The organism is Gordoniibacillus kamchatkensis, from assembly GCF_000829455.1.
GTDB classification, from domain to species: domain Bacteria; phylum Bacillota; class Bacilli; order Paenibacillales; family NBRC-103111; genus Gordoniibacillus; species Gordoniibacillus kamchatkensis.
Genome location: NZ_JXAK01000002.1, coordinates 60,526 through 76,168, shown reverse-complemented (window position 1 = coordinate 76,168; position 15,643 = coordinate 60,526). Strand labels below are relative to the sequence as shown.

The following is a 15,643-nucleotide window of genomic DNA, read 5'->3' as shown; positions in this document are numbered from 1 at the left end:
CTATCCCCTTTCCTGACGCTGAAAAATCGCTTTGCGAACCGCGTCCAGCAGTTCCGACGCGGCTGCCGCCGGATTCGCCGCCAGACTGATTGCCGAGATGACGGATACGCCGTCCGCGCCTGCGCGCACGACTTCAGCCGCATTGCCGGCGGTAATGCCGCCAATGCCGACGATCGGCACGCGGATGCCGGCTTCCCGGATGCGGGTTATTACTTCGGGCCCGGCCGGCGCTTTGGCGTCTTCTTTCGACCCTGTCGCGTAGATCGGACCGACGCCCAAATAATCCGCCCCTTCCCGGACCGCCCGCTCCGCTTCCTCCGCATCGTGGGCCGACACGCCCAGCAGCATGCCCGGACCGATGCGCCTGCGCACGTTCGAGGCCGGCTCGTCCTCTTGTCCGACATGGACGCCGTCCGCGTCTACGGCGAGCGCCAGCTCAATATCGTCGTTGACGATAAACGGCACGCTGCTCGCCCGACATAGCCGGCGCAGTTTCCGGGCCAGCTCGAGCCGGGCGTCCCCTTGCAGCGCCCCTTTCCCTTTCTCCCGGTACTGGAACAAGGTGATGCCGCCGGCGATCGCCTGCCGCAGCACCTCCGCCGGTTGTCCCGGACAGTTGACGCTGCCCATAATAAAATAGGCGCGGAGCATCTCTCTGATTTGTTCTGCGTTAAAGCTTCCGGCCATCGTCGCTTACCTGCCTTCCTTCGGCATTGCGGCTGCGGCGAGCCGTTCCCGGTACGCCCAATGGTTCGTCGGCCCGTGCCCTTGCCCGAGCTCAAGCGAATCTTCGATAGCCGCGCCGATAAACTGCTTCGCCGTAGCGACCGCCTCGGCGACGCCTTGCCCTTTGGCGAGCCCGGCGGCGACGGCGGCCGCAAACGTGCAGCCCGTGCCGTGCGTATGCCGGGTATACACCCGGGGGCTCGCAAACTCGGTGAACCCCGACCCGTCGTAGAGCAAGTCGACGACGACGTCCGAGCCTTCCTCATGCCCGCCTTTCATGACGACGTGTTTCACCCCGTACGCGGCGAGCCGCCGCGCCGCTTCCTTGCGCTCCTCGAGCGTCCGCACCGGAACGCCGGCCAGCGCTTCCGCCTCCGGCATGTTCGGCGTCAAGACGAGCGCCTGCGGCAGCAGCTTCTCCTTCATGGCGCGCACCGCGTCGTCCTGCAGCAGCTTCGCCCCGCCCTTGGCAATCATGACCGGGTCGACGACGACCCGGCTCCAGCCGTACCGCCGCAGCCGCTCCGCCACGCCGGCAATAATGTCCGCGCTGAACAGCATCCCCGTCTTCACCGCGTCGGTTCCCAAATCGGCGCCGATGGCGTCGATCTGCTGCAGCACGGCGTCTACGGGGAGCGGATATATCCCCAGTACGCCCAACGTATTTTGCGCCGTTATGGCCGTAATGGCCGACATCCCGAACACGCGCAGCTCCTGAAACGTCTTCAGATCGGCCTGAATGCCCGCGCCTCCGCCGCTGTCGGAGCCGGCGATCGTTAACGCTCTCGCTATCGTCATTGCTCTATCCCCTTCGTGATGGTGTTGCCCTACAGCCGCTCGACGCGCCCCAGCTTCTCGATGTCCGCGCCGGACACTTGCGCCAGCTTGTTCAGCAGCGCGATCTGGAAGCTGCCCGGCCCTTGCGCCGCCGCTTCGGCAGCCGCCAGCTCGGCGGCGACGCCGTACGTGACGAGCGCAGCGACCGCGGCTTCCGCCGGGTTGTTGACGACGGAGGCGAAAGCGCCGATCACCGACGTAAGCAGGCAGCCGGTTCCCGTTACCCGGGTCAGGATGGCGTTGCCGTTGCGGCACACGTACGTCGCCTTGCCGTCAGACACAATATCGTCCTTGCCGGTGACGGCTACGACGGTGCCAAGCTGGCGTGCCGCCGCAATCGCCAGGTCCGCGGCGCTGCCGCCCCCTTCGCCGGCGTCGACGCCTTTAATTTGCCAGTCCTGCCCGATGACCTGCGCCACCTCCGCCGCGTTGCCGCGCAGCACCGCCACCTTCACTTCGTTCATGATGCCGCGCGCCGTTGCCGTCCGATAGGCGGTAGCCCCCGCCCCCACCGGGTCGAAAATGACCGGTACGCCGTGTTCGTTCGCAGATTGGCCCGCCAGCTTCATCGCCCTGATCTCGGTTTCGTTCAGCGTGCCGATGTTGAGCACGAGCGCGCCCGCAATGCGCGCCATATCGGCGACTTCCTGCTCGGCATAAGCCATGACCGGAGATGCGCCGAGAGCGAGCAGCCCGTTGGCGGTAAAATTCGTAACGACGACATTGGTGATGTTGTGAACGAGCGGTTTCGCTTGCCGCACTTGCTCCAAAGCTGCTGCGATCGAAGAGTTGTTCATAAATGAAGATGCCTCCTTAAACTTAATGAGCATGCCAAAAAGCACTTTGCCTGCGCATAACGACAAGCAAAGTGCTTTTTCAAACAAAGTACGCACTTTGGGTGTGGGTTCCTACGCTGGCATTATCCAACAGGTTCTACGGTCTACGGCGGTTTAGCCGTACTCTCAGCCTGCTTCCGCAAGCTCCCGTTCACGTATTCGATTGCTTTCAGTGTAGTCCCGCCGCAGCAAAAATGCAAGAGCAACGTTGCGGGCCGCCGGCCGCCAAAATCCCCCAGCCGTGCGAAGCGGCGGGAGGCGCCGTCACCCTTCGTTTGCCGGCAGCCGCACCGTGAATGAGGCCCCTTCGCCTTCGCGGCTGTCCGCCTCGAGACTGCCGCCGTGCTCTTCGACGAGCGACTTCGCGATCGACAGGCCAAGCCCGGCGCCGCCGGATTTGCGCGTGCGCGACGAATCTTTGCGGTAAAAGCGGTCAAAAATGTGCGGCAAATGGTCCGCCGCAATGCCAGGGCCGTTGTCGCGCACGGTCAGGCGCACCTCTTCCGTCTCCGGCCCGGACTCCACTTCGATCTCAATGCGGCCTTGCTGCGGGTCCGTATGCTGCACCGCGTTGGCGAACAAATTCAGCAGCACCTGCTTCATTTTGTCGGCGTCGATGCGGCAGCGCGTTTGCGGCGAGAGCCGCAGCACCACGTCGCGCTGCCCGGCAAGCATGCGCAGGTGCGGCTCCATTTCGTGCACGAGCGCATCCAACTCCGCTGCGGCCAGTTCCAGCTCCGGTGCGCGGTCCAGCTTGGCAAGCAGCAGCAAATCCTGCACGAGCTTGTTGATGCGCGCCGATTCGCCTTGCATGCTGACGAGCGCTTTGCGCAGCTGCTCCGGCTGGTACATGGCGCCGCGCAGCAGCACCTCGAGGAAGCCGTGAATGGACGTGAGCGGCGTGCGCAGCTCGTGCGAGGCGTCCGCGACGAAGCGGCGCATGCTTTCCTTCGCTTCCTTTTCGGCCGCGAACGACGCTTCCAGCCGCTCCAGCATCCCGTTGAACGAAATCGCCAGCCGGTCCACCTCGACTTGCCCTTGATGCGCCGGAAACCGTTCGTCCAAATTTCCGGCGTCGATTTGCTTCACGGTGCTGACCATTCTCGACAGCGGGACAAGCGTCCGTTTCAGCACCGGCAAGAACGCCAGCATCCCTACCAGCATCGCCAATCCCGACAACGCAAGAAAAATGAGCAGCTGGCGAAACAGCACATCTTTCAGCGGCTTCGTATCGACGCTCATCTGCACCATTCCGACAAGGCGGCCCCGGATTTCTATCGATTGCAGCACGACCAGCTGGTCGGGGCCTCCCTCTTGGCCCTGCACGACTCGGTAATTCAGACGGCGCCTTTCTGCCATCGCTTCCTTGTAGACGTCTTCGGACAGCCGCGGCGGCGTAAGATTGCCGTGGAAATTCGTCATAAGGACGATCATTTGCCCGTTCGGATCGATAAAAGCGGCTGAGGAATCCGGGGTGAACAGGAATTGAAGGCGTCCTCCGCCCCCGGGACCGGGCCCGCCGTCCCCCGGCGCCGACCCGCCTCTGTTGCCCACTGCGAGCCACTGATCGCGCGGCACCGCCAAAATTTGGCTTTGCATGCTCTGGGCTCTGTTCTTATAAATGAATTCGCTCATGAACAAGTATTGGAAAAGCCCTATAAACAGGAGCAAAATCGCCATAACGAGGAGCGAGCGGGACAGCAGCTGGTAACGCAGCGACTGCGGCAGCACAAACCTGCGGAGCGCCGATGCGAGACGCCTCATGTCAAATCCACCCGGTAGCCGGCGCCACGCAGCGTTCGGATGAGGCGATGTTCCTTGTCTCCGAGCTTATCGCGCAGCGAGCGGATGTATACCTCCACGATGTTCTCCTCCCCGCCGAAGTCATAGCCCCACACCTTATCCAAAATCATCGCCTTGCTGAGCACGATCCCCTGATTGATGACAAGGAATTTGAGCAGCTCGTACTCTGTCGGAGACAGCTCCAGAACGCGTCCGTCGTAGCTGATTTCCTTGCGCCGGTCGTCGATGCGGAACGGCCCGATCGACTGCTCGGCGAGGAGGTTCGGAAATTGGTTGCGGATGCGGGCATGGATGCGGGCGAGCAGCTCTTCGAAGCTGAACGGCTTCGCCATATAATCGTCGGCGCCGAGCGTGAGCCCGCGCACCCGGTCGTCGACTTCGTCGCGTGCGGTCAGCATAATGACGGCGATCGGGCCGAGCTTTTTGAGCAGCTTGCACACCTCGAAGCCGTCCATCCCGGGCATCATGACGTCGAGCACGGCGACGTGCGGCTGAAACTGCTGGGCGACGGTAAACGCCGTGATGCCGTCCTGCGCCGTCTGCACGTCGAATCCTTCGTTAAGCAAGCCGAGCTCGAGAAACTGCAAAATCGTCGGCTCATCGTCGACGAGCAAAATTTTGACTCCTTTCAACTGTTGCTGCTGCATAAAGCCTCCCTATTAGCAGGATTCCTCTTCATTATGCACATTATCGGGCCGTTAGCTGAATGCCGGCTGAAAGGCGGCTGAAGCTTCGCTGAAACGAGCGGGTTTTCAGCGAATTCTCAGCTTATTATCATGTTCGATTCAGCATCGGGCTTCATAATGAGACCATACCACGACATGCTGCAGCCTGCAAAGGAGCTGCTTGTATAGGGAGGCTGACCATGTGAAAAAAGACAAATGGCTCAAATGGAAGATCGGCGCCGTCGCTTCGCTAGGCCTCGGCCTATTGTTCCAGGAAGTAAGATCGAGCGACGCCTTTGCCGCCAAAATACAGGCGGAGACGAGCGGGGACGGTGCGAAGTCTTCCGCTGCGACGGACGGAAATTCAGGCGACCTGTTCGCCTATGAAGGAAATAGCGGGCAGACGGCCGACCCCGGCACTGGCCGCCGCAAGGGGCACCACAGGACGGGCGCCGCTTTTGGCTCGGAGGGCGGCAATCCATTCGGAGGGAGCTCCGGGGCGAATCCCGGCTCCGGCTCGAATTCCGGTTCGGACTCCGGTTCCTATACAGGGCCGTCGTCGCCCGGCTCTTCCTCCACACCGAGCGCAAAGACGCATACGCGAACGGGACGGTCTTAACTGCCGCCATCCCGCCTTGAAAGGAGACTTGCGATATGACGCTTCGCGATTCCGCTCCGTTACCGGAACGTGCGCTTCATAGCCGTTCCTTCCGGGCGATGAATACGAGCATCGAAGTTATATTTGAAGCCGGCGAAGACGAGGCGGCGGGCACGGCCAATTGGGCCGCAGACTGGTTCCGCCGCACCGAGGAGCGGTTCAGCCGCTTCCTGCCGGAGAGCGAGCTGAGCCGGCTGAACCGGCTCGCCGGGGAGCGCTGCCTCGTCTCCGACGCCATGCTGGAGGTGCTGCTGCTCGCGGACGCTTACCGCACTGCGACGGGCGGCATATTCTCCCCGTTCCTGCTCGCTCGGCTGGAGCAGCTCGGCTACGGCGAGTCGTTCGACCGCATTCGCGGCAGGGAGACGTTCCAATGCGAACAGCTGACGCCGGCTGCTGAAGGTCAACTCGAACTGGACATTCAGCCGTTCATGAAATCAGTGGTGCTCCCGGCGGGGGCCAAGCTCGATTTGGGCGGCATCGTCAAAAGCTGGTCCGTGCGCCGGCTGGCCGGCTATATGCGGACGCGGCTCGGCATCAGCCGCGGGCTCATTAACGCGGGCGGCGACCTCACCGTCTGGGGCGGCGCCGATACCCGCCGGCGGCCATGGCTGATCGGCATCGAGCATCCGCTCGAGCCGCAGCAAGACTGCGGAGCGCTTGCTCTCGCCGATGGGGCCGCCGCCACTTCCAGCACGCTCGGCCGCGCTTGGCCGACCGACCGCGGCCCGATGCACCATTTGCTCGATCCGCGCACCGGCATGCCGAGCCGCAGCGGCATCGTCCAATGCACCGTATCAGGACCGGACGCAGTCGCCTGTGAAATATGGGCGAAAACGCTGTGCATCTCCGGCGCGCAGGAAGGGCTGGCGCTGATGAAGCAGCAGACCGGGCCCGGCAATCCGTATGAGGCGCTTCTCTTCGCAGGCGACGGGCGCATCATTTTCGCGGGGAAGCCGTCTTCCCTGGAGAGCCGGTGGCTCGGCGTTCCCGTAACATCTATAGAAAGTTGGTGACTACGTTATGATGAATATGATCGTTTCTTTGCCTAGCTGGCAAATCATTCGCACGCTCGGCATCGCGTCCTTCGTCCTGCTGACGGTCGGCATATGCCTCGGTATCGCCCACGGTTTCCCGCAGCTGACCGGCAAAGCGAAGAAACGCGTCTACAAGCTCCATACGCTGCTGACGAACGGCGGCACGGTGCTCGGCTTGCTGCACGGCGCCATTCTCGTGATCGACGCGTACATGCCGTTTGCGTGGAGCGAAGTGCTGATCCCGTTCACAGCCAAGCAGCACCCGATTCTGAACGGACTTGGCACTCTGGCCGCATACGCCATGCTGCTGCTTATTTTCACCTCGGACATTCGCCACAAGCTCGGCCGCAAAATATGGCTGGCCATCCATCTGCTCTCGTATCCGATATTCGCCGCGGCACTCATTCACGGCTTTTTCATCGGTACGGACACGCAGCAGTTGCCCGTGCGCATGATGTATTTGGCTTCGTTTGCCGCCGTTGCGATTATGACCGGCGCCCGGGCGGCCGTCCGCCGCTATCCCGACCGACCGCAAACGCGCAGCGCGGCATAAACGGCCGCCCGGCGGCGCATAGTGAAACGAAGCGCTCGGTTAGCCGCAGCAGTGAGCCGGCCGCTTGCTTATAGCGACAAGACGGGAACCCGAAACCGGGGTTCCCGTCTTTTTTGCCTTTTCGGATGGCACAGTTGCCAAACGTCGTTGCCTTGCGGACTAATGTCGGGTCATGGAAAAGCAGCCTGTTATGCTGAAAGGGAAAACCTCCCATTAATTCCAACAAAATCCAGGATTTGGCGAAGTTAGCTGGAAAACCTCCAGTTACATCGGCCGCATCCTTTGGAAATCAAGGAAAAAGACTGAATTAGCTCCAGCTTTTCCGGCTATCGATGAAGCACGCGTGCAAAAGCGAAAAAAAAACGGGAGGAATTCCCGCTAACTTGAACAGGGACTTTCACGACACGGTAAGCAAAGCGCCCATGTGCGTGAATCAGAGACGAGGATTACGCAAGCAAATACACCAATTCAGCGCCGGGAAGCGTCACGAAAATCGACAACCACCGAATAAGCGGAGACGGCTTGGGGGCAGGTTGACCGCATCTCGGAGCGCAAACGGATAATGGCTCCAGTCCCCCGAAGCGGGACCGAAGCCATTGTGCCAAAACCGCTTATTCGTCGTCCGGCGTGTTGACGAAAAAATGCGCCGGCCCGCTCAGCCGCTCCAAAATCACCTCGCGCATCTCCTGCGACGGAATTACTTCCTCCAGCGCTCTGCGCATGCAACCGAGCCACGCTTCTGCCCGTTTCGGCGTTACCGGAAACGGCATATGCCGGGCCCGCATCATCGGGTGGCCGTACTTCTCCGTATAGAGCGGCGGCCCGCCGAAAAACTGCGTCAAAAACAAATACTGCTTATCCGCAACGGGGGTCAAATCGTCCGGGAAAATCGGCTTCAGGTCGGGGTGCTCCGCCACCTTCGGATAAAAGGCGTCGACGATTTTGCGGATCGTAGGTCCCCGCCGATGTACGTGTACAAGTCCATGCTGTCGAACCTCCTCCACCCCATTGTAGCAAAAACGCGCGCGGAAGGGGAAATCCAAACCGGACCGGTTGTGATATAATGCGAAGCAGATAGGCGAGCCGGGCTATCCGTCCGGCCGAATCCAACCGGAAAGGATTGATCTTCTTATGATTCACAAGCTCGAGCATATCGGCATTATGGTAAAAGACATGGACCGCTCCGTCCGCTTCTACACGGAAACGCTTGGCCTGCAGCTGCGCGGCCGCGAGAAGCTTGGCGATGGCGTCGAGCTCGGCTTCCTCGCCTACCCCGGCACAGACAATATCGTGCTGGAGCTCATCGCCCGCTGGCGCGACGATTTGCCCGCAAAAGGCAACGTCGACCACGTCGCCTTCACCGTTACGGACATCGAGGCTGAAGTGGAGCGGCTGAAAGGACTCGGCGTGGAGATGATCGACAGCGCGCCGAAAGAGCTCCCGATCTGCGGCGGCGTCAAAATCGCCTTCTTCTACGGGCCGGACGGCGAGCGATTGGAGCTGTTCCAGTACAACCGGTAAAGGCACAAACGTGAAAATGCCGCTGCAAGTGCGCAAATGCGCTTGCAGCGGCATTTTGTTTCCATACGCTTACGGCGTGTCGTCCAAAGGAGCGAACCGGTTTCGCCGAACGAGCATCCAATTCGCCAGCATATAGATGGCCACGTAGATCGGCAGCGAATAGACGGGGCGCCAATGAACGAGCCGGTACACTCCGATCCATTGGAAGAACGGCTCGCCTACGAACGCGGAGACCGAGGCGAATATGGCGCCTTTCAGCCACGGATTCGCCCGGGGCTTGATCTGAAGCGCGGTAATGACCGCTACCGGCAACACGGTAAAATCCCACGGAAAATAAGTCGGCATAATGGGAACCAGATTGTACCGGTAATGCCATAGCCCGAACTGGTCTCCGACGACGTTGAGGATGACCGAGACCATCATCACGGTCAAGGCGACATACAGCAGCCGGTCCGCGCTGTTTTTCTTGCGATAGATCAGCCACAGCAGCCACGGCATGAATGTAAGCATAAAGGCAAGCCACCAGCGCCACGTAAACACGATATCATTCAGCCACATAACGGTTGCCTGATGGATGAGCGCGGTTATCCGGTCAGCGTTGTCGTCGATTTTCCCGATCGTGTCGTCCGGTTTCCCGATCGCGGCATAGAGCCATATCATGTACAGCGGCTGCCTCCCGATACATACGATGATGCTTGTTAGTATGCAGCCTTGCTTGTAAAAATATGTAACGCCGCGCTTAACCGCGCTTAGAGGAAAACCGGCGAACGGGCGTTGTCGTTAAAAGGCAGCAAATCGACGCGGAACCGGAAATCGTGCGGCCGCAGCTCATACTGGGGAAGCTGGGCCGGGCCGCAGCTGGCGCTGCCGAGACCGTTTTGCATGTAGTCCAGATGAACCGTGATCGCGTCCCGTTTGCGCAAATCCGTCGCATGCTTCGCCCGCTCCAAATCTTGCGCCGAATAGCGGTGCGCGCTGAAATGGAGCTGCGGCTGCCCGGCGACGACGAACCCCGCCCCCATCAGGTCCGTAAAAGACACCCAGCGGCAATCCGACCGGTTCCCGTTCTCCTGCGGATAAACGTACGGGGTGTATAACGCGTCGACCGTAGCTTGGTATACACCGAAGCGGCCGGACTCTTTGCTGTCGGGATAAGTTTCCCCAGGTCCCCTGCCGCTCCACTTCACCCGATCGAAGCTGCTCGCTATCTCCATCTGCAGTCCGAGCCGCGGCAGCGCTTTAGGCACGCTGCCCTGCGGGCCGCCGCACAGCTCCAAGGAAAGCTTGCCGCTGCCGTCGATCGTATAGCGGTATTCGCAATCGAAGCCCCAGTCGTAGACGGGCGGTGCAAACCTGAAGCGGCTGCTGATCACGAGCTTCCCCTCATCTGACAGGGACCAGGAACATTGCTGCACGTCATGCGTCATGCGATCCAGGTAATTTTTTCTCATATCCTGAACGGCGTACATATCGTTATCGATCGGCGCGCGCCAGACGGTCATTTCCGGCCCGCTCCGCACAAGCTGCATGCCGGCGTAGTGCCATTCCAGCAGCATGCCGCGGCGCTTGTCGAAGACGGCCAACGAATCGAGGCTTTCCACGTATAGCCGCGCTCCTTCGGTCCAATGGCGCACCGGACTGCAGACCCGTGCGGTACGCGGCGCAACGGCCGCTTGCGGCAGCGCGAACTGCGCCCAGGCGACCTCATGCCCATGGCCGGCCCACAGCGTATCGCTTTTCGTCACAAATGACAGGTTGCACCATGCCTCCCCGGCATTCCGCACAGGGCGCACCGGAATTTGCACGTCGGCGGTTTCGCCGGGTGCTACCGGCGGCAGCTCAAGCTGCCCGCTTTGCGCGACTTCCCCCGCGACCGTCACATTCCAGACGAGCCGCAAATGATCGAGCGTCAAAACATCATAGCGGTTCCGGATGCGGACTTTGCCCGCAGACGGGTCGAGCGCTTCCGCCTCCACCGGCTCCATGATTTTTTTTAACTCGTACAGCCCCGGAGAAGGCGTTCGGTCGGGAAACACGAGGCCGTCGATGACGAAATTGCCGTTGTTGGGCTCATCCCCGAAGTCTCCGCCATACGCGTAATATTCCCGGCCATCGGGGGTGAATTGACGGAGGCCGTGATCGATCCATTCCCATACGAATCCGCCCGGCATGCGCTCGTACTTGTTGAAAATGTCCCAATACTCCTTTAACCCGCCGGGCCCGTTCCCCATCGCATGGGCGTATTCGCATACAATGTGCGGCTTGCCGGACTCCGTCTCGCCGAAGGCGATGCATTTTTCATGCGACGAGTACATCGTGCTGTACACATCGCACGCTTTCGCTTCTTTGTCCCCTTCGTAATGGACCGGCCGCGTCTTGTCATAGCCGCGGCACCATGCCGCCATCGCCTCGTGATTGCAGCCGAAGCCGGACTCGTTGCCGAGCGACCACATGATGACGGACGGATGGTTTTTGTCGCGCATGACCATTCTTTCGATCCGGTCCACGTACGCTTCCTGCCAGGCGGGATCGTCGCTTAGCCGGTTGGCGTCGCCGATCAGCTCGAAGCCATGGGTTTCCAGATCGGCTTCCTCCATCACATACAAGCCGTATTTATCGCACAGCTCGTAAAAGCGGGGATCGTTCGGGTAATGAGCCGTCCGCACCGCATTGATATTGAACCGTTTCATCATGACGACGTCTTCGCGCATCGTATCCAACGTAACGGCGCGCCCCGTATCCGGATGATGGTCATGCCGGTTGACGCCCCGCAGCGTTACCGGAGCTCCGTTCACCAGCAGCCGGCCCTCTTTGATCTCCACTTGCCGGAATCCGACCCGCCAAGGCACAACTTCGAGCGGACTTCCCTCGCTGTCCGCAAGGGTAAGGAGCAGGTCGTACAAGTTCGGCGTTTCCGCGCTCCATCGCTTCGGACTTTCGACGGCCAACGTTTCCCGCACCGTATACGTCTCGCCGGGGGCAAGCGTCGGAACGGAAAAGCTGCCGGCGGCCGCTTCCCGCCCCGACGCATCCAGCAATTGGACGCGCACGGCCGCTTGCCGCGAGGGAGCCTCACCGCTTTTCACAGCAATGGCAATGTGAAGCCGGGCATCCCGGTAATCGGCATCGAACTCCGTCGTGCAAAAGAAGTCGGCAATGTGCAGTTGAGGCTGCCTAAGCAAATACACGTCGCGAAAAATGCCGCTCAGCCACCACATGTCCTGGTCTTCCAAATAAGAACCGTCGGACCATTGATACACCCGCACCGCCAGCAAATTGTAGCCTTCCTTCACGTATGGCGTGATGTCGAATTCGGAAGTCATTCTGCTGCCTTGGCTGTACCCGACCGGGCTCCCATTCACCCATACGTGAAAAGCGCTGTCCACTCCTTGAAAATTGAGCGTAATGCGATCCCCGATCCAATCCGCCGGAACGTAAAACCGCCTGCGGTACGAACCGGTCGGGTTTTCCGCGGGCACGTACGGGGGTTGAACCGGGAACGGATAATACAGGTCCGTATAATGGGGACGGCCATATCCGCACAGCTGCCAATGGCCCGGCACCGGGATCCGGCTCCAGCCCTCGGCTTCCGTGACGTTTTCCTCCGCGTAAAAGCGCTCCGGAGCGGCAGCCGGCGACGGCGCATAATGGAAATCCCAGTGGCCGTTCAGCAGCATGAACCGGTCCGATCCGCCGCGTTCATGCGTAAGTGCGGAATCGGCATCCGCATAAGGAATAAAGCAGGACCGCGCCTCCATCCGGTTCCGGTGAAGCAGCTTATGATTTTCCCAATCGTTGTTGCGATTGTTTGTCATGTTCATCTTGAAACCTAGCCTCCAAGCCGATTATTTGATCCCCGTATTGGCGATTCCTTGCACGATATGCCGCTGCGCCAGGAAAAACACAACGAGCGGCGGAATGCAGATGATCGTCGTCACCGCCATAATGGACGTCATATCTACGCCGAACATGCCGCGGAACTGGGCCAGCCCCAGCGTCAGCGTATACTTGCTGGCGTCGTTCAGGAAAACGAGCGGCCCCAAATAATCGTTCCACGTATCCATCATGTTGAAGACGCTGACCAGGATGAGGGACGGGACCATAAGCGGCACGAAAATCGTCAAATACGTCGTAAACGCGCTGGCGCCGTCAATGTTGGCCGACTCCTCGAGTTCCCTGGGCACGGTCAATAAAAACTGCCGCAGCAGGAATATGAAAAACGGAGAGCCGAACCAGGCCGGAACGATCAGCGGCTTGAGCGTATTGATCCACCCCAGCATGTTGAATTCCATATAGAGCGGAATCATGGTCACGTCCCACGGGATCATCATCGTCGCCAGCAAAATCATGAAGAGCGCGTTCCTGCCCCGGAAGCGGAAGCGCGCGAACCCGTACGCGACGAGCGACGACGAGATGAGCTGCCCGATATTGCACAAAATCGTGACGATCAGGGAATTTTTCAGAAACGTATTGAACGACTGGATCGTCCAGGCGTGGACGAAATTTTCCCAATGAATGGCCGACGGAATCCACTTTGGCGGGAACATGTATATTTCCTGGGGCGACTTCACCGCCGTGGAGACCAAGCCAGTAGAACGGCATCAGGAACAGCAGCGAGAAAAAAACGAGCAATCCGTAAACGAGCGCCTTGCGCATCGCTGGCGCCTCCTTTTAACGCTTATTGTCGGCTCCTTGTTTGACTTCGCTCTCGTAAAACACCCATAGGCTCGACGATTTGAAAACAAGGAACGTCAGAAACAGCACGATGAGAAACATGACCCAGGCATTAGCGGCGGAATAACCCATATGAAAATATTTAAATGCGTTCTCGTACACGTACATCGCGTAAAAATACGTCGCCTTCAGCGGCCCTCCGCCCGTCAGCGTCAAAGCCAGCGTCAGCTGCTGAAAGGCGGCGATGATCGACGTGATCGTATTGAACAAAATGGTCGGACTCAGCATCGGCAGCGTAATGGAAAAAAACCTTCGGACGCTGCCGGCGCCGTCCATCGAAGCGGATTCGTACAAATCCGCCGGGATGTTTTTCAGTCCCGCCAAATAGATGAGCACCATCGAGCCTTGCGCCCACAAACTCGCCATGACCATCGCGGCCAAGGCCCAGTTCGGATTCCGCAGCCAGTCCGGACCTGTAATGCCGACCAGCGACAGCACGTAGTTGAGCAAGCCGTACTCCCCGCTGTACACCCAAGCCCAGATCATGGACAGGGCCACCCCGGATATGACCGACGGCAAATAGAAAATGGTGCGGAACAGCCCGTTGCCCCTTACTTTCTGGTTGAGCAATACGGCCAGCATCAGCGACACGACCAAGTTGAGCGGCACGAGCAGCAGCGCGAATTTGACGGTCACCCCGAGCGCGTGCCAAAAGAGCGGATCGTCGGTAAACATCGAAATGTAATTTTGCAGGCCGACAAACTTTTTGCTGCCGACGATCGGCCAATCGTAAAAACTGATGACCAGCGAAAAGACGAGGGGTCCGAGAGTGAAACAGCAGAAACCGGCGATCCAGGGAACAATAAAGAGGTAGGGCGTGAGCCTACCCCTTCTGTACCTGACCCGATGGAGCCGGCCCCTGCTTGCAGGCAGTGCATTCATCCTCATTCTCCGTTCGGGAAGCTATTTTAAAAACTTTTGCGAATCCTTCACAGCCATAGAGAGCGTATCCGCCGCGTTTTGCCCGGAGATGACGGCGTCGATGGCCGAGTTCAGGTTGCGGTTAACCTCGTTCCACTTCGGATTCAGCAGGAAAGCGGGCGTGTTGTCGCACGTATCGAGCATTTTGTAGAACGGCTGGTACAGCGGGTCTTGATTCAGCTTCATTTGGTCGGCGACGCTTTTGCGCACCGGCAGGTCGGCCGTTCTCATTTTGATCGCCGCGTCCGAAGCGTAAAACTTCACGAATTCCCATGCTTCTTTTTTGTTTTTGGAGTTTTTGGAGATGGACATGGCCGACTCCGACACGACGCCCTTCAGCGGCTTGCCGCTAAATATCGGCATGACGACGGTTCCGACGTCGATGCCCGACTTTTTGAAATCGTCCAAAGGCCATATGCCGCTTTCCCACATCGCAATTTTCCCGGCTTTGAAAACGTCGTCTCCGGACTGCTGATTTTTGCCGCCGACGACGACCGCGACTTTCTCCTTGATCAGACTTCCCAGCAGCTGAATCGCATCGACGGTTCCCTTGCCGTTCATGAAGCCCTCGATGCTCTTGCCGTCGGGACTGATGAAGCTGCCGCCGTTGCTCCAGATCATCCCTTGCAGGTCGTACGGGTCGTTCTCGGCCCGGATGCCGATACCGTACTGCTTCTTGGACGGGTCCGTCAGCTTCTTCGCCATGTCCCGCAAGTCGTCCCAGCTCCAGCCTTCCTTCGGATACGCCACCCCCGCCGCATCAAACAGCTTTTTGTTGTAATACATGACGCGGGTCGTGAATCCGGCCGGAAGCCCGTACGACTTGCCATCGATTTTCACGTAATTGAACAGCCCCGGGTAAAAGTCGTCTTTTTTCAAATCGGGATCGCTGTTAATATAGTCGTCCAGCGTTTCCAGATTGGAGTGATACGTCGGGAAGTCCCACATATACATCACGTCCGGAGCGTCGTTGGCGCCGATGGCGGCGGCCAGCTTCTGGTCGAAGCCGTCGCCGTACGCCTCCACTTGAATTTTCGTATTCGGATGCGACTCCTCGAACTTTTTGGCGATGTCTTGCTCGATTTTCAAAGCGTCGCCGGTATCCCAGGTGGCAAAGCGCAGCGTGACCGGCTTGCCGTCCGGACTTGCTTTCGGCGCCGGGCTGTCTGCGGGCTTGTTCGCGGCATTGCTTCCGTTATCCGCAGGTTTGGCCGCCTGCCCCCCTTGCCCGCTGCATCCCGCAAGCAGCAGCGACAAGGCCAGCACCGATGCGGACGTGATCGATACGGAACGTTTCATATGAATCCCCCTCGTCAGTAATTTAACCGCTTTCATTATAAATCCGCTGTGTC

14 protein-coding genes and 1 pseudogene are annotated in these 15,643 nt (G+C 59.6%); 4 read left to right on the top strand and 11 right to left on the bottom strand.

Going from position 1 to position 15,643, the window contains the following annotated elements; all coding sequences use genetic code 11:
* The 5 genes from thiE to SD70_RS01545 all read right to left on the bottom strand — a co-directional run bounded on the left by thiE (position 1) and on the right by SD70_RS01545 (position 4,849).
* Positions 1–687 carry a thiamine phosphate synthase gene (thiE, locus tag SD70_RS01565; protein ID WP_041044995.1) on the bottom strand — a complete coding sequence of 229 codons (687 nt, stop codon included), beginning with the start codon at positions 685–687 and terminating at the stop codon, positions 1–3.
* 6 nt (positions 688–693) lie between these two features.
* Complete coding sequence (gene thiD, locus SD70_RS01560; RefSeq protein ID WP_041044993.1) at positions 694–1,524, bottom strand: bifunctional hydroxymethylpyrimidine kinase/phosphomethylpyrimidine kinase; 831 nt, start codon at positions 1,522–1,524, stop codon at positions 694–696.
* A 29-nt stretch (positions 1,525–1,553) separates the two neighbouring features.
* Positions 1,554–2,360, bottom strand: a complete 807-nt coding sequence (gene thiM, locus SD70_RS01555; RefSeq protein ID WP_041044991.1) for a hydroxyethylthiazole kinase — start codon at positions 2,358–2,360, stop codon at positions 1,554–1,556.
* A 303-nt stretch (positions 2,361–2,663) separates the two neighbouring features.
* Positions 2,664–4,163, bottom strand: coding sequence for a sensor histidine kinase (locus SD70_RS01550; protein ID WP_041044989.1), 1,500 nt, complete (start codon positions 4,161–4,163; stop codon positions 2,664–2,666).
* A complete protein-coding gene (locus SD70_RS01545) occupies positions 4,160–4,849 on the bottom strand; it encodes a response regulator transcription factor (protein ID WP_041044987.1) in 690 nt (229 codons plus the stop codon). Before SD70_RS01545 ends, SD70_RS01550 begins: the two co-directional genes overlap by 4 nt.
* 220 nt (positions 4,850–5,069) lie before the next feature.
* Here SD70_RS01545 and SD70_RS01540 point away from each other — a divergent pair, with 220 nt between their 5' ends.
* Genes SD70_RS01540 through SD70_RS01530 form a run of 3 tightly spaced genes read left to right on the top strand, consistent with a single transcriptional unit; the run spans position 5,070 to position 7,115 of the window.
* Complete coding sequence (locus SD70_RS01540) at positions 5,070–5,486, top strand: hypothetical protein (RefSeq protein WP_041044985.1); 417 nt, start codon at positions 5,070–5,072, stop codon at positions 5,484–5,486.
* Positions 5,487–5,521: 35 nt separating this feature from the next.
* Positions 5,522–6,541: an FAD:protein FMN transferase gene (locus SD70_RS01535; protein WP_041044983.1), complete on the top strand. Its 1,020-nt coding sequence runs from the start codon at positions 5,522–5,524 to the stop codon at positions 6,539–6,541.
* 7 nt (positions 6,542–6,548) lie between these two features.
* Positions 6,549–7,115: a ferric reductase-like transmembrane domain-containing protein gene (locus SD70_RS01530; protein ID WP_052486942.1), complete on the top strand. Its 567-nt coding sequence runs from the start codon at positions 6,549–6,551 to the stop codon at positions 7,113–7,115.
* A gap of 611 nt (positions 7,116–7,726) precedes the next feature.
* Here the strand turns inward: SD70_RS01530 and SD70_RS01525 are convergent.
* Positions 7,727–8,119 carry a globin domain-containing protein gene (locus SD70_RS01525; protein ID WP_041044981.1) on the bottom strand — a complete coding sequence of 131 codons (393 nt, stop codon included), beginning with the start codon at positions 8,117–8,119 and terminating at the stop codon, positions 7,727–7,729.
* A gap of 127 nt (positions 8,120–8,246) precedes the next feature.
* Between SD70_RS01525 and SD70_RS01520 the strand changes: the two genes are divergently transcribed.
* Positions 8,247–8,636, top strand: coding sequence for a VOC family protein (locus tag SD70_RS01520; protein ID WP_041044979.1), 390 nt, complete (start codon positions 8,247–8,249; stop codon positions 8,634–8,636).
* Positions 8,637–8,705: 69 nt separating this feature from the next.
* On the opposite strand, the gene SD70_RS01515 is transcribed toward SD70_RS01520, so the two are convergent.
* The 5 genes and pseudogenes from SD70_RS01515 to SD70_RS01495 form a co-directional block, all read right to left on the bottom strand.
* Entirely contained in the window at positions 8,706–9,296 is a 591-nt protein-coding gene (locus SD70_RS01515; RefSeq protein ID WP_052486941.1) for a CBO0543 family protein, read from the bottom strand.
* A gap of 89 nt (positions 9,297–9,385) precedes the next feature.
* A complete protein-coding gene (locus SD70_RS01510) occupies positions 9,386–12,457 on the bottom strand; it encodes a glycoside hydrolase family 2 TIM barrel-domain containing protein (protein WP_331436706.1) in 3,072 nt (1,023 codons plus the stop codon).
* Positions 12,458–12,481: 24 nt separating this feature from the next.
* Positions 12,482–13,292, bottom strand: a pseudogene (locus SD70_RS01505) (carbohydrate ABC transporter permease).
* Between the two features lie 15 nt (positions 13,293–13,307).
* Entirely contained in the window at positions 13,308–14,252 is a 945-nt protein-coding gene (locus tag SD70_RS01500; protein ID WP_231570980.1) for a carbohydrate ABC transporter permease, read from the bottom strand.
* A 21-nt stretch (positions 14,253–14,273) separates the two neighbouring features.
* A complete protein-coding gene (locus SD70_RS01495; RefSeq protein WP_041044975.1) occupies positions 14,274–15,590 on the bottom strand; it encodes an ABC transporter substrate-binding protein in 1,317 nt (438 codons plus the stop codon).
* Between the last annotated feature and the right edge of the window lie 53 nt (positions 15,591–15,643).

What these genes read in the sequence shown, in the direction of transcription:
- thiE (WP_041044995.1), bottom strand. Translation starts at nt 687, where the DNA reads ATGGCCGGAAGCTTTAACGCAGAACAAATCAGAGAGATGCTCCGCGCC.
- SD70_RS01495 (WP_041044975.1), bottom strand. Translation starts at nt 15,590, where the DNA reads ATGAAACGTTCCGTATCGATCACGTCCGCATCGGTGCTGGCCTTGTCG.
- SD70_RS01545 (WP_041044987.1), bottom strand. Translation starts at nt 4,849, where the DNA reads ATGCAGCAGCAACAGTTGAAAGGAGTCAAAATTTTGCTCGTCGACGAT.
- SD70_RS01500 (WP_231570980.1), bottom strand. Translation starts at nt 14,252, where the DNA reads ATGAATGCACTGCCTGCAAGCAGGGGCCGGCTCCATCGGGTCAGGTAC.
- SD70_RS01550 (WP_041044989.1), bottom strand. Translation starts at nt 4,163, where the DNA reads ATGAGGCGTCTCGCATCGGCGCTCCGCAGGTTTGTGCTGCCGCAGTCG.
- thiM (WP_041044991.1), bottom strand. Translation starts at nt 2,360, where the DNA reads ATGAACAACTCTTCGATCGCAGCAGCTTTGGAGCAAGTGCGGCAAGCG.
- SD70_RS01530 (WP_052486942.1), top strand. Translation starts at nt 6,549, where the DNA reads ATGATGAATATGATCGTTTCTTTGCCTAGCTGGCAAATCATTCGCACG.
- SD70_RS01535 (WP_041044983.1), top strand. Translation starts at nt 5,522, where the DNA reads ATGACGCTTCGCGATTCCGCTCCGTTACCGGAACGTGCGCTTCATAGC.
- thiD (WP_041044993.1), bottom strand. Translation starts at nt 1,524, where the DNA reads ATGACGATAGCGAGAGCGTTAACGATCGCCGGCTCCGACAGCGGCGGA.
- SD70_RS01520 (WP_041044979.1), top strand. Translation starts at nt 8,247, where the DNA reads ATGATTCACAAGCTCGAGCATATCGGCATTATGGTAAAAGACATGGAC.
- SD70_RS01515 (WP_052486941.1), bottom strand. Translation starts at nt 9,296, where the DNA reads ATGATATGGCTCTATGCCGCGATCGGGAAACCGGACGACACGATCGGG.
- SD70_RS01510 (WP_331436706.1), bottom strand. Translation starts at nt 12,457, where the DNA reads ATGAACATGACAAACAATCGCAACAACGATTGGGAAAATCATAAGCTG.